The following is a 14,026-nucleotide window of genomic DNA, read 5'->3' as shown; positions in this document are numbered from 1 at the left end:
CCTTGATAGTGGAATTTATGGTGATACTTTACGCCGCAGACGTAGGTAACAGAGAGAGAATTTTATCTGATATTGTTTTGTAGGCTGGACGGTCAAAATGAGCTCCGCCAAACATGCCATCTTTCGCTAAATCATCTTCAGACCGAACGATATCGTTTACATCAATGTAATCAAACTTATATTTTTCAGCCAGAGGGCGCACAATGGAATTGATTTCAGCAAAAAATTCCAAAAGCTTATGATCGCGCCCAACAGCCTGATTTAGCCCAATGATGATAACTTTCTTTTGCGCGGCCATCATGCGATTGAAAATATAACGCAAATCTTTCAAGAACAGATTTTTGTTAAAACCACCCAGGAAAACAAATTCTTTTCTAAAGAAGTCCCACTGTTCTTGCGAGACGTGTTCTACGCCATATTTATTCACAAGATCATCGTAGGAAACAGACGTGTAATCAAACTTATCTTTCGGCCCACCAGGCAGATGATAGGGCAGGCCAAAATGGCCCATTGGCACAATCATGCCTGTGGTTTTGGACTGATAAAGGCCGTGGAAAGATTCCTGAGAAAAAGACAGAACATACACATCTGATGTTTCTTCAAGAATATCGGTTTTAAAGCGTCCATCAGGCATGCCAGGAAGATGCGCAATAATTTCCCTGTTCCGATCGTCTTTCAGATCACGCGTGAGGGCAACAAAGCGAGGGGAGGCGATAATTTCCCAACCTTCGTAGGCGTAGTTCAGCTCTTCAAGCGTATCGACTTTTGTACGCAAGAAATTGGAGGTCATCATCATATCGCATGCGCCGCGAATACACACTTTCAGGCGCTTTGCAGAGGCTGATGATGTTTCCGTTGAAGCATCTACATCTTCAACAACTTTAATCCAGTCAACAATCGGATCTTCAAGTTTGGAGCCTACTTTGCCTTGAATAGGCACGCGGCGTTTCCCCAACTTCTGCCATACAAACTGTTCTACCCCCATGTTCATTGTGCGGCAGGAGAACAGGAAGTGCAGAAATTCATCCTTGCGTGAAAGGTAAAATCCACAAATGCCGTAGTTCCCGTAGGCATCGGCAACTTTTACATAGCCAACATCTGTATCAAAATCGGCTTCCACTTCTTCTCTAAAGCGCAGGCGTGCTTCTTCAATATCTTCTGGCCACCGGTTCTTGGTGAAATTGAGCTGGTTTGTCCGGTTCACAAGATCATGAATACGCGGGAACTCGGCTTCAATATCGGAATGGAAGCTGACGCGAATATCGCTTTTACGCAAGAAAGCTTCATTATCGCCGTCAGTGGCAGCCATATCCTTGTGCTTAGATTCCAGAACCTGATAGCGCTTGAGGCGGCTATGCTCTGGGTCTGGTTTGCCTTTAAATCGTGGATTATCCAGCAAGGTTTCCAGAACATCGGGTTCAGCCACGTTAAGTTCTGGCACAAAATGCTTGGCTTCGTTCAGATTTGTAACGTTATCATCAATGAACATCACTGTTTCTGGGCGAAGCTGGATTTTTTCGATAATGTCCTTAACCAGCGGTCCTTTTGGGCCCCATGAAATACGTGGGAAAACAAAATCGTCCCATATACCAAGCTGTTCTAGGCGCGCCTTAACGTCCTCAAACGTATTGCGTGAGCAAATGGCATTTACAATGCCTCGGCCATTTAATGTTTTTACAATATCAATATTGCGCTGAATGGGGGAGATTTCCCCTTCAGAGAGAGTGCCTTTCCAGAAGGTGTCATCCAAATCCCAGATAACAAGCCGAATGCCTTCTTCCTTTGCCTGAGTAGAAGAAGACGCATGATCTTTTTTAGCAGAACTAGGCTTCTTGGGCGCGGGAGCTGGAGCAGTAGATTTCTTAGGCTGTGCCGAAATAGCTGGTTTAGGCTCTACCGGAAGGGAGGGAGCAGGGAGTTCGCTCATTAAAACAAGCTGAGGCGGAATGTTTGCTTTTTCTGCCTGAAGCGCGAAGAAAACCCCCCATTTCGGATCGTTATGAGGAAAACTGATCAGGGTAATAGAGTCCTGATTGTTAAATATTCCTTCAAATTTCCAGATCATTTTCCCATGGATATCGAAAATCTCTAAAAGATCTCCAGTCAATTTCCATGAATGTTCGTTGGTATGTGTGTAATCTTTGATGAGACCATCAGATCCAAATCGAAGAGAAGTCGTGAGAGGGGGATGGTTAAGAGGTCCCCAAGTCCATGCTGTGGATTCAAGTAATGCTTTGGTTACCTTAAAATCAACTGCCACGGTTACCTCTCATCTAAACTAATTTCTTCATATTATCGATATTACAATTAGTATACTGTAATTCAGTAGAGACCGAAAGTTGCAAAAAAAAACTGCCCTCTTTTCAGAGAGCAGTTTTCTTGAAACTGGTGATACGGCAAGTTTATTGCCGTATCGATGGGTTGAAAGGACTTAGAAGTCCATGCCACCCATACCACCCATGTCAGGGCCGCCAGCCGGAGCAGCTTTCTTTTCCGGGCGTTCAGCAACCATGGCTTCCGTGGTGATCAGCAGGCCAGCAACAGATGCTGCGTCCTGCAGAGCCGTGCGGACAACCTTGGCCGGGTCGATAATACCGGCTTCAACCAGGTTCTTGTATTCGCCAGCCTGAGCGTCGAACCCGAAGTTGTAGTCGCTGTTTTCCAGCACCTTGTTTGCAATCACAGCACCGTCTTCACCAGCGTTGTGAGCGATCTGGCGCAGAGGAGCCTGCAGAGCGCGGCGGATGATGTCCCCACCAACGCGCTGGTCATCGTTGTGGTAGTGCAGGCCTTCCAGCTTCAGCGTAGCGCGGGCTAGAGCCGTGCCACCACCCGGAACAATGCCTTCTTCCACAGCAGCGCGGGTTGCATGCAGGGCATCGTCAACGCGGTCTTTGCGTTCTTTTACTTCCACTTCGGTGGAACCACCAACGCGGATCACGGCAACGCCGCCAGCCAGTTTGGCCAGACGTTCCTGCAGTTTTTCGCGGTCGTAGTCGGAAGAGGTTTCTTCGATCTGTGCACGGATCTGCTTGACGCGACCCTTGATGTCATCGGCTTTGCCAGCACCATCAACAATGGTGGTGTTTTCTTTGTCGATGTGCACCTTCTTGGCGGTGCCAAGCATGTTCAGGGTAACGGTTTCCAGCTTGATGCCCAGATCTTCGCTGATGACCTGACCACCCGTAAGGATAGCAATGTCTTCCAGCATAGCTTTGCGGCGATCACCAAAGCCCGGAGCCTTAACAGCAGCAATTTTCAGGCCACCACGCAGCTTGTTGACAACCAGAGTTGCCAGAGCTTCACCGTCAACGTCTTCTGCAATGATCAGCAGCGGACGGCCGGACTGAACAACAGATTCCAGCAGCGGCAGCATGGGCTGCAGGGAAGACAGCTTCTTTTCATGGATCAGGATGTAGGGGTTTTCCAGATCTGCTGTCATCTTTTCCGGGTTCGTCACGAAGTACGGAGAGATGTAGCCGCGGTCAAACTGCATGCCTTCAACAACATCCAGTTCTGTCTGGAAGTGCTTGGCTTCTTCAACCGTGATCACGCCTTCGGAGCCAACTTTCTGCATGGCTTCGGAGATCATCTGACCGATTTCAGATTCACCGTTTGCAGAAATCGTACCAACCTGAGCGGTTTCCGCCGGGGTGGTCACTTTCTTGGCGTTCTTCTTCAGCTCTTCGATAACAACGGCAACAGCCTTGTCGATCCCGCGCTTCAGATCCATCGGGTTCATGCCAGCAGCAACTGCCTTATGGCCTTCACGCACAATAGCCTGAGCCAGAACCGTAGCCGTTGTGGTGCCGTCACCAGCAATGTCATTGGTTTTGGATGCTACTTCACGCAGCATCTGAGCGCCCATGTTTTCGAACTTGTCAGCCAGTTCGATTTCCTTGGCAACGGAAACACCGTCCTTGGTAATGCGGGGAGCACCAAAGCTCTTGTCCAGCACCACGTTACGGCCTTTGGGGCCCAGCGTTACTTTTACAGCGTCAGCCAGAATATCCACACCGCGCAGCATGCGCTGGCGTGCGTCTGCACCAAACTTTACGTCTTTGGCAGCCATTGAATTTCTCCTGTGAAGATCGTTCTGAAATTAAAATGCGGATCAGCGCAAAATTAGGCGGTTACCACGCCCATGATGTCGCTTTCCTTCATGATCAGCAGCTCTTCGCCGTCGATCTTCACTTCCGTGCCGGACCATTTGCCGAACAGGACGCGGTCACCAGCCTTAACATCAAGCGCCACAATCTGGCCCTGTTCATTCCGGGCACCCGGACCAACAGCAATCACTTCGCCTTCCATAGGCTTTTCCTGAGCTGTGTCAGGAATAATGATCCCGCCAGCGGTCTTCTGTTCGCCTTCGAGGCGACGGACAACTACCCGGTCGTGTAAGGGACGAAACTTCGTCATTATGGATCGCTCCACATTCATTTTTGGGATGGTGCCCTTAACAGAAAGCAGCCCCATCCGCTTTGTCGCGCGTAACATAACGCCGCGTTACGTTAGCACTCCCACCCCGGGAGTGCCAGAAAAGGAGATAGGTCTGCCCAAAGGCAGAGTCAAGGAATGTGGATAAAGTTTCTTTTTGCTGTAACCTGAGAGCACATAGGAGGTGCTCATATGGGTCATATCACAACACTTCAGGCTGCGGACGGACATGAGTTTTCCGCATGGGAAACCGAAGGTAGCCATCATCCTTACACACTTGTGGTGCTTCAGGAAATTTTTGGTGTGAACCACCATATCCGGCAGGTATGCGAAAACTTTGCCAAGGCAGGATTCCACGTGATTGCGCCGGCCTTGTTTGACCGCGTACAGCGTGGGGCGGAACTGGATTATTCCGCAGAAGGCGTGAAAGAGGGCCTGGCATTGCGGGCGCAGATCCCGCTTGCCAAAACATTACTGGATATTCAGGCTGCCGCCTCAGTGCTCAAGCCTCGTAAAGTCGGCATTATCGGTTATTGCTGGGGTGGTACACTGGCTTGGGAAGCTGCATGCAGAACAGATGATTTTGCGGCTGCTGTTGGCTGGTATGGGGGCGGTATTGCCGCCAGCCGGAACGAGACTCCGCGCTGCCCGGTACAGCTCCATTTTGGTGAACAGGATGCAAGTATCCCGCATACCGATATTGCAGCTATTCGGCAGGCGCATCCGGAAGTTGAACTTTACGTGTACGACGATGCAGGGCACGGATTTGGTTGTTCGGAAAGAAGCTCTTTTAATGCCAAAGCTTATCAGGAAGCGCAGGAACGCAGCATTGATTTCCTGAAAAGCAACATGAATCCGTAGGCCTATTTCCCTGTCCTAGCTGTGGTCGGTTAGCGAATTATGATTGACAATTGCGGCTGGTCATGGGGGGATGGGGTATATCCTGAACCGCACACGGTGTGCAGCAGGACAAAACGTTGAGAAGAACAAGGACTATCCCGCTCATGCCGACCGGTACAGTAAAATGGTTTAACGCCACCAAGGGTTATGGCTTTATTGCCCCAGATGATGGCGGTAAAGATGTGTTCGTGCATATTACCGCAGTACAGGCAGCGGGTTTGCGTGGCCTGAATGACGGACAGAAAGTTTCTTTCGATCTGGTTGAAGAACGCGGCAAGCAGGCTGCAACCAATCTGAAAGTAGATTGATTTTTCAGGCAGGGCCGATCAGTTTTGATCGGCCCTTTCTGTATCTGCCAAAAAGGCAGCAAGTTCTCGTGCTGTATCAGCTAACCCAAGGCGGCGAACTTCCACCCCTTCGGGAAAAGCACTGAGCAAGCGGGTAGGGGTGCGTCTGTCTAACAAGACAAAGACCCCGCGATCAGACTGACGGCGAATAAGCCGACCAAAGGCCTGGCGTAACCGCAGGCGTGCAATCCGTTCATCAAAAGATTTCGGGTCACCTCCAGAAAGGTGAATCCGGCGTTCACGATGCAGAATATCTGGCCGGGGCCACGGCACACGCTCAAAGGCCACCAGCCGTAGCGCATTTCCGGGCACATCCACGCCATCGCGCATGGCATCCGTGCCTAGCAGGCAGGCGTGTTCTTCTGTCCGAAAAATATCGACCAGCGTATTGTTGTCCATCGCATCTACATGCTGGGCGTAAAGCGGTAGACCGTTTTCTTCCAATGTAGGCGCAATACGATCGTACACACCGCGCAAGCGGGAAATGGCCGTAAATAGCCCCAAGCCCCCACCGCCAGAGGCTAAGAAAAGCGTGCGGAATGCGGCTGCCAGATCAACAATGCTGCTGTTGTCTATGTCCGTTACAATATAGGCGCGCGTCTGGCGGGCATAATCAAACGGGCTGGCCAGACTGGCACGCAGAGGAGGTGAGGGAAAGTGATTAGCCCCGGTGCGTGCCTCGGCGGCTTCCCATGCCTGTTCTGCGTTATCGCTATCTGGTTCGTTCGTTTGCTGGTCACGCAAGGTGGCTGATGTAATCAACATACCCTGTGCAGGTATGGCCATGATGCCAGCAAACGGAATGGTGGGGTCTAACCAATGGCGATAAAGGCCCACATCCTGCTCCCCCATGCGCTGTTTTTCGCGCCGCTCAACCCGGATAAAGTGCACGTGGGAAGGTGTGGTATCGGGCTCAGGGGGTGTGTCCAGAGCGCTCAGCATGGCAATCCACGCATCTAGCCGAGAGATAGCTCTGCGGCGTAAGGCGCGCGTCATGGCCTCTATGCGCCCGCGAGTTGTGGAATCCAGCGTTTCGGCATCTTCTTCCAGGCGTGCGTGCAGGCGCTCCACTAAGGTGCGCAAAGGTTCAACAAGACGTGTTAAGGCGCGGGCCAAAAGATGCCCAGTTTCTGCCAAGTCTGGCATCAAAGGGTGCAGATCACATTCAAGGGCAGCATAAACGTGCTGTTTTCCGCCTTCCTGTGTTCTGGCAAAAGCCTGCTGCCGCAGGAGCCGTAGAAAAACTTCTGTAGGATTTTCCAAAACCGGCTGAGGGGCTTCTGGTTCAAGTGGAAACAGCCCGATATCTTCTGGGGGTTCTGGCGGCGGTAGTTCATCCGCCTGCTCTTGCCCTAATCGTGAAGACCAGCCGGGGGCGGGAAGGGCCGTTGCTGCCATAAGCGCCGCTTCCAAGGGTGTTTCCAGTTTAGGATGGCCAATAACCAGATCATCCAAACGGCGCTTTAAGCCGCGCGCGCGGGAACGCCTGCCTTCTGCCCCCAGCAGCCAACGCCGTAGCTCGGCGGCCTCCAGCCCTGAAAGTTCAGCAGAAAAGGCGCTATCTGCGGCATCGGCCAGATGATGGCCTTCATCAAATACATAGCGGGATGGGGCAGAGGGATCATCCGTTTCATCTGCATCATCACTCATACCTGCCTGCGCGTAAGCAGCCTGCGCCATAACAAGAGCATGGTTGGCAATAACCAGATCAGCTTCACGCGCGCGGCGGATAGAATGTTCAACAAAGCAATTCTGATAATGGGCACACGCGCCGTGAATACACTCGCCGCGCCTGTCTGCCACGCCTATCAGATTCCCTTGGCCGAACAGATCACCAAACCAGCCGGGCAGGTCTCCGCCAAACAGATCTCCATCTGCGGTGGCCAAGCCCCAGCGGGCCAGCATGATAAGGGCGATGGTAATACCAGCCGGGCGAGAGGCCGCAGTGTTAACGGCTTCTTCCATGTTCAGCAGGCACAAATAATTTTCCCGCCCCTTGCGCAGCACAACGCGTTGCCGGTGTGTGGCCTGATCTGGGTAGAGCCTACGGGTTTCCTGCTCAATTTGCCGTTGTAGGTGGCGTGTATAGGTGCTGACCCAAACAGCCCCCTTGTTCCGTTCTGCCCAAAGGCTGGCGGGAGCAATGTAGCCTAAGGTTTTGCCAGTTCCTGTGCCAGCCTCTGCCAGCACAATGGCGGGGTCTCCACGCACATTGCGTGGCTCAAACGCTCCTGTAGCAACTGATGCGAAGTCGGCTTGTCCGGCGCGGATTTCGGCATCCTCGCCCAGCATTTTGGTAAGCTGCTCGCGTGCCTCTACGGGGGAAATGGGGTGAGATGCTGGGGGAGGGGGAAGAGGTGTCTCCTCCCATTTTGGCAAAAAACGCCAGATACGCAGAGCATCCCCTGGCTGAAGCATTGTCTCGGGTAATCTGCCTTGTGGGGTGAGTTTGTCATGCAGCCCCAAGGTTTCGGCAACTGTACCGCTCCAAATCCATCCAGCTTGGCCCAACCTTACAGTGAGAGCAGCAAGATGTTCTGCTGTTGCGCCGTTGTTCTGGCGTGCCAGATTGGTAAGGAGAAGAGAAAGAAGGCGAGGCAGAAGATCAGCCTCTGCCGCGCCTATGTCTTCATCCTGCATCCCCAAGGCCAGTGCCAAACCGCGTGGGGTAGGGGCTACAGGTGTGGCAGGGTGCACAAAGGCAAACAGTTCTAGCAGATCCAGCCATGGCGCAGGTTGCCCCGGAGGCGGCAGATCTAACCGCCGCGCCAATGCTGGCGCATGAATAACAAGCGGGCTAGGCATGTTTTGCAGGTTTTGCCTAACATCCTGCGCAGACAAATGGAGAACCTCTCCATCTTCCGTAAGAAGGGAATAGGCTCCCTTATATGCAGCCAGTGCTGGGGCATCGTAAGCGGAGGGGAAGGATGTCTGCATGATAAATACTAGATGATCCATTCCGGCGCGGAATGCCAGAGCTAGAAATCAAAAAGCAACATATGAAGAACAAAAAAGCCCACCTCACTTTAATGAGGCAGGCTTTTTGAAAGCTAATATGGAGCAGAAGAGTTAGTTGCCGTCTTTAAGGCTATCTGCCACCACTTCCAGAAGTTTGCTGTGCAGGTTGCCGTTGCCAGCAACAATCATGACATCATCAGGCAGATCATCCAGATCAACGCCTGCGGGGTCTGTTGCCTGGCCGCCGGCTTCACGCACGATAAGGGCACCGGCAGCGCAATCCCACGGTTTGATGCCGAATTCCCAATACCCTTCGTAACGTCCGGCAGCTACCCATGCCAGATCAAGCGCTGCGGCACCAAAGCGGCGCACACCAGCAACACGCGGCATAAGGGCACCCAGCACGCGTGCAAACGGCAGGCGCATACGTGCAGGCACCTTGGCGAACGGAATGCCTGTGGCAAACAGGGATTCCTGCATGTCACGCCGTGCGGATACACGGATACGCCGTTCGTTCAGATAAGCGCCGGTGCCTTTTTCTGCCCAGAACATTTCACCTGCTGCCGGGTTATAAACCAGCCCTGCGGCCAGTTCGATACGCCCATCTGGCAGGCGGCGCTGCAAGCCAATGGAAATAGCCCAATGCGGAATGCCGTGCAGGAAGTTGGTGGTGCCATCCAGCGGGTCTACCACCCAACGCCATGTCCAGTTATCGCTGCCGGATTTGCCGGATTCTTCCATGAAGAAGGCATAGCCGGGGCGGGCGCGTTCCAGCTCTTCCCGCAGGGTCTGTTCTGCGCGTAGATCAGCTTGGGAAACAAAGTCTCCCGGCCCTTTGATGCTGACTTGAAGCTGCTCGACTTCGTTAAAATCGCGCAGGAGACGCTTGGCCGCCTTCTGGGCTGCTGTTTGCATCACCATCATGACGGGGGAGAGACGCATGGCCACTGTAGTTTTGTCCTGCTCTGGAGAGAAAAACGGAAGGGATCAGTCTTTGGCGCGTTCGACGTAGGAACCGTCTTCCGTCCGAACCACAATACGTTCACCCGATTCAATAAAGGGCGGCACCATGGTTTTGACACCATTGGAGAGTTTTGCGGGCTTGTAGGAGGAAGAGGCTGTCTGGCCTTTTACAACCGGGTCAGCTTCCACAACTTCCAGCGTAACCTGCGGCGGCAGATCAATACCAACCGGATCACCTTCAACCAGATGCAGGTTGATGGTCATGTTATCCTGAATGAACGGAGCCTGATCACCCAGCAGATCCACAGGAACTGTCAACTGGTCATAGGTTTCCGGGTCCATCAGAACCAGCAGTTCGCCATCGGTGTAGGAATACAGGTATTCCTTGTCTTCCGTCATCAGGCGTTCAACGCTATCAGCGGTCCGCCAGCGTTCGTTGGTTTTGTTGCCGGTTTTCAGGTCGCGCATTTCAACCTGAATGAATGCTCCGCCCTTGCCGGGGGTGATGATCTGCTGTTTCAGCACCGTCCAGCGGCGGCCATCATGCTCAATCACCTGACCGGCGCGGATCAGGTTTGCCTGCTGTTTCATAATTCGTCCCTGAAAGGAATGTCCATTAAGGATGGGGCTTGTACAAGCCTGACGCCCGAAGAGCAAGTTTACTGCGTTTGATATATCGTGTTTTCTCCCGCTGGACAGGGTGGCCATATCCTGTTTATAAGGCGGCAGGTCCTCAGATGGATGAATTGAGGATGGGTGTCCGAGTGGTTTAAGGAACTGGTCTTGAAAACCAGCGTGCGGGGAACCGTACCGTGGGTTCGAATCCCACCCCATCCGCCAGCACTTTAATTTTATCCCACAAAAACAAGGCACTTTATCCAATGTGTGCCAATCCGTGTTTTGTGTGTGCCAATCTGTTTTTTTTGCTGGCTCCTATTTGCGAAGCCGAGCTAGAAAAAGTGCATAATTTTTGTGAAATACAGCTCAGCTTAAGCAAAGAAGAGCACAGGGAACCTGCAATTTAGATTATACGAGCCATACAGGTTTTGCGGGTATTTGTTTTTAATTGGTTTCTGCGGCTTTTTTCTCGGTAGCCAAGCATCCATGCCGCAGGCAGTGGCGGTGCAAAAATTCAGTCTTGTTGCCCCATGAATTTTCACGCTGCCAAGGTGACCATTTGTGGCCAAGAAGGCGGCATATCAGGCGGGATCTAAACCATCTCATCTTATGTGCTTTCTTTACCTTACGTGTTTGCCAATGGCTTTTGGAAAGCGTGCAGAGGTAAAGGCGTTTAAGGTAAAAATTTATAATTTTCTAGGGCAGTTTCCAATAGCATATACTGTTTATGCAGGTGGAAATTGCCCCGTCTTTGCTTCAGTAAGGGCGCGCTGCATGAGTTTCTTCTCATTCTTTTTAAGGAAGATGGCGCTCCCGATAATAAAGATAAACCCTATAACGCCAACACATGTTCCGACTGTTCCAGACAATTTGGTAATCTGATTGCCCAGTATGTATGTGCCAATAGCATAGCCGCCAGCCCAGCAAGTGCCGCCAAGGGCGTTAAACAGCATAAAGCGTGGCCAGCGCAACTGGCATGCACCCGCCAGCAATGCCACAAACACACGCGCAACAGAGATAAAGCGGCCAAAGAAAACAATGGCATCGCCATGGTGGTGAAACAGATATTCCCCCACCAGGAGGCGATCAGCCGTTAGGCCAATTTTGGCGCCGTGTTTTTGTAAAAGCGGCAGCCCAACATGGCGCCCGATCAGATAGCCCAGATTATCCCCGATAATGGCACCCAGAACTGCGGCTGCAGTAATGCCTTCAATACCCAGATGGTGGGTTTTAAGGCTGTAAAGCGCAGCCGTGATAATGCAGGTTTCCGCCGGTAAGGGCAGGCCCATGCTTTCCATCATAACAATGATGGTGACAATTCCATATCCATAATGCTGCAGCAGATAGTCGAGATGCTCAAGCAGGGGGAATAATCCTTAGAGTGTGTGATGAAAGTAAAAAAGCTGGCAAACCATGATGGAATCCAAAAAAGCGGGCTAGTGGCTTTCGTGCATGGCAAGATTGCACCTTCAGCTATTATGGCTTTTCTGGTAAAGATTTTTAGGTGAACCTAACTCTCTGTAATTTCATGTCTTTTCTGGTTGTTTGATACAAATTCATTACAAGAGTAAGGGGCTGGTGTATAGACTGCCCTGAATTGGAGAAGATGCGCCCTAAAAGTGCGGCGCTTATGAGCTAAGGAACGAACCTATGCATCAGACAGCCCATGCCGAGCCCGCAGCGGCAGCACACGCGCAGATGCCCATTGCAGATGTAGATGTCTGCATTATTGGAGCTGGGCCTGTTGGGGGAACCTTGGCGTGCCATTTGGCGCAGGCAGGTATCAAGGTAGCTGTGGTGGATAAGGCAGATCTGCCCCCCATGGAGGATCCAGACTTTGATGGCCGGGCTTATGCCATTGCTGCTGGGCCAAAAGCGTATCTGGAAGAAGCCGGTGTGTGGGAGGCTCTGCCGCTGCCGTCCTGCCCGATTGAGGATATTCTGGTCACAGATGGTCGGCCGGGTGAGCCTGCATCTCCATTGTTTTTGGAGTTCACGCGTGAAGATGCCAATCAGCCATTTGGGTGGATGATTGAGGCACGTTCTTTGCGCGTGGCGTTAAACGCCAGCCTGCATACTACGCCAGAAATTACGCTGCTGGCCCCGGCTGAAGCCACGATTGTGCGCCGTAAGGAAGGGGCAACAGTAACCCTGCATGATGGGCGCAGCTTTCAGGCAAAGCTGATTGTTGCTGCTGATGGACGCAAAAGCCGTTTGCGGTCTCAGGCCGGTATTCCGCTTACACGCTTGTCTTATGGTCAGACAGCTATTGTTTGCGCCATTGCGCACGAATTTCCGCATGATAACAGCGCGCTTGAGCATTTCTTGCCCGCAGGGCCGTTTGCGCAGTTACCTTTGCCGGGCAATGAAGAACATCCTTACATGTCCGCCATTGTATGGAGCGATCACGATGGCTTGGCAGAGCGTTTTGCTGCCTTGCCGGATGATGTGTTTGCTATGCAGCTTCAGCGCCGGATGGGTAATAATCGCTTGGGGCAGGTGAAGCCTGTGGGGCGGCGCTGGACGTATCCTTTGTCTGCCCAATATGCCCAGCGTTATACAGATACCCGCATGGTTCTGGTTGGAGATGCCGCACATGGTATCCACCCCATAGCCGGGCAGGGGCTTAACTTGGGCTTTCGTGATATTATTGCGCTCAGCAAGATTTTGATTGCGGCACATCAACGCGATAAGGATTTGGGAGCGCCTGAGTTGCTGGCGCGTTATCAGGCGGAATGCCGTCCGGCCAATATGCTTATGCTTGCCGCAACCGATGTGCTGGATAGGCTGTTCAGTAACAATAACCCAGTTTTAAGGTTTGCGCGTGATGTGGGTATTGCGGGCGTGAACCGCTTGCCCGCTTTGCGTAAAGCTTTTGTAAAGCACGCTATGGGATTGTGAAAATGGATGCAGCAACGCATGACGGTGCTCAGGCTGCCGTCAAAGCCAGCCATTTTGATGAAGATAGTTCAATCTGCGCGCCTCAGTTAAACGTTCTGTGGCAGCAGATGACGCAGCAGGCCTGTGTTTGCCATGATCCGTTGGTGAAAGGCTTGTTGGCAACAGGTGTGCGCAGTCATTCAGATTTTTCATCCGCGCTGGCGGCGTTGATCGGGCGCAAGCTGGGGGATCGGTCTGTAGCGTCCGATGCTTTGGCGGAGCTTGTTAAAGAAGGGTTTGATGCAGAGCCGGATATTGTATGCGCTGCTGCTGCCGATCTGCTGGCGATTCGAGAAAGAGACCCGGCTTGCCCAGATTTTGTAACGCCATTTCTGTTCTTTAAAGGCTATCAGGCTGTTCAGACGTACCGGGTAGCCCATTGGCTATGGGCGGAGGGACGGCGCCATCTGGCCTTGCATCTGCAAAGCCGTGCATCAGAACTGTTTGCTGTGGATATTCACCCATCAGCGCGCCTTGGTCGGCGTATTTTGTTTGACCACGGTACAGGCATAGTTGTGGGGGAAACCTGCATTATCGAGGATGATGTTTCCATTTTGCAGAACGTCACCTTGGGCGGGACAGGCAAACATTCAGGAGACAGGCACCCTAAGGTGCGGCGTGGCGTGCTTATTGGTGCGGGCGCCAAGGTTTTGGGGAATATCGAAATTGGTGAGGGCGCTAAAATTGGCGCTGGTTCCATTGTGTTGGAGCCTGTGCCGCCCTTTACAACGGTTGTAGGTAATCCAGCCCGTAAGGTGGGTGTGCGCCATACCGGGCGTATGCCTGCCCTGAATATGGATCAGACTCTTCCACCGATTGACTATATTATCTAAAAAGCAAAAAAGAATTACTGAAGGAAAGTT

Annotated in this window: 11 protein-coding genes and 1 tRNA gene; 5 read left to right on the top strand and 7 right to left on the bottom strand. The window is 52.2% G+C overall.

All coding sequences use genetic code 11. The annotated features are described in order from the left end of the window. Positions 1-28: 28 nt before the first annotated feature. The 3 genes from EOV40_RS08425 to groES all read right to left on the bottom strand — a co-directional run bounded on the left by EOV40_RS08425 (position 29) and on the right by groES (position 4,419). A complete protein-coding gene (locus EOV40_RS08425) occupies positions 29-2,065 on the bottom strand; it encodes an HAD-IIIC family phosphatase (RefSeq protein WP_128105647.1) in 2,037 nt (678 codons plus the stop codon). Positions 2,066-2,431: 366 nt separating this feature from the next. Then, a complete protein-coding gene (gene groL, locus EOV40_RS08420) occupies positions 2,432-4,072 on the bottom strand; it encodes a chaperonin GroEL (protein WP_003625762.1) in 1,641 nt (546 codons plus the stop codon). 53 nt (positions 4,073-4,125) lie between these two features. After that, positions 4,126-4,419, bottom strand: a complete 294-nt coding sequence (gene groES, locus EOV40_RS08415) for a co-chaperone GroES (protein WP_050820441.1) — start codon at positions 4,417-4,419, stop codon at positions 4,126-4,128. 210 nt (positions 4,420-4,629) lie between these two features. Here groES and EOV40_RS08410 point away from each other — a divergent pair, with 210 nt between their 5' ends. Both EOV40_RS08410 and EOV40_RS08405 read left to right on the top strand, forming a co-directional pair. Then, positions 4,630-5,298 (top strand): dienelactone hydrolase family protein, encoded by a 669-nt coding sequence (locus tag EOV40_RS08410; RefSeq protein WP_128105646.1) that lies wholly within the window; start codon positions 4,630-4,632, stop codon positions 5,296-5,298. 143 nt (positions 5,299-5,441) lie between these two features. Further along, entirely contained in the window at positions 5,442-5,645 is a 204-nt protein-coding gene (locus tag EOV40_RS08405; protein WP_003625755.1) for a cold-shock protein, read from the top strand. An 18-nt stretch (positions 5,646-5,663) separates the two neighbouring features. Here the strand turns inward: EOV40_RS08405 and EOV40_RS08400 are convergent, their stop codons facing one another. From EOV40_RS08400 to efp, 3 genes are all read right to left on the bottom strand, one after another. After that, on the bottom strand, positions 5,664-8,642 hold the full coding sequence (locus EOV40_RS08400) for an ATP-dependent DNA helicase (protein WP_208729121.1): 2,979 nt from the start codon (positions 8,640-8,642) through the stop codon (positions 5,664-5,666). Positions 8,643-8,753: 111 nt separating this feature from the next. Next, a complete protein-coding gene (locus EOV40_RS08395) occupies positions 8,754-9,584 on the bottom strand; it encodes an inositol monophosphatase family protein (RefSeq protein ID WP_080587156.1) in 831 nt (276 codons plus the stop codon). Between the two features lie 45 nt (positions 9,585-9,629). Continuing rightward, a complete protein-coding gene (gene efp, locus EOV40_RS08390; RefSeq protein ID WP_003625750.1) occupies positions 9,630-10,196 on the bottom strand; it encodes an elongation factor P in 567 nt (188 codons plus the stop codon). A gap of 159 nt (positions 10,197-10,355) precedes the next feature. Between efp and EOV40_RS08385 the strand changes: the two genes are divergently transcribed. Further along, positions 10,356-10,445, top strand: a tRNA-Ser gene (locus tag EOV40_RS08385). Between the two features lie 503 nt (positions 10,446-10,948). Here EOV40_RS08385 and EOV40_RS08380 read toward each other — a convergent pair. Continuing rightward, entirely contained in the window at positions 10,949-11,512 is a 564-nt protein-coding gene (locus EOV40_RS08380) for a DedA family protein (RefSeq protein WP_244296859.1), read from the bottom strand. 361 nt (positions 11,513-11,873) lie between these two features. Between EOV40_RS08380 and EOV40_RS08375 the strand changes: the two genes are divergently transcribed. Beyond that, positions 11,874-13,124 carry a UbiH/UbiF/VisC/COQ6 family ubiquinone biosynthesis hydroxylase gene (locus tag EOV40_RS08375; RefSeq protein WP_128105644.1) on the top strand — a complete coding sequence of 417 codons (1,251 nt, stop codon included), beginning with the start codon at positions 11,874-11,876 and terminating at the stop codon, positions 13,122-13,124. 2 nt (positions 13,125-13,126) lie between these two features. Continuing rightward, complete coding sequence (cysE, locus tag EOV40_RS08370; protein ID WP_003625733.1) at positions 13,127-13,996, top strand: serine O-acetyltransferase; 870 nt, start codon at positions 13,127-13,129, stop codon at positions 13,994-13,996. The last annotated feature ends 30 nt before the right edge of the window (positions 13,997-14,026 follow it).

The organism is Acetobacter oryzoeni, assembly GCF_004014775.2.
Classification (GTDB): Bacteria; Pseudomonadota; Alphaproteobacteria; order Acetobacterales; family Acetobacteraceae; genus Acetobacter; species Acetobacter oryzoeni.
This window is presented reverse-complemented; position numbering and strand designations above follow the sequence as displayed.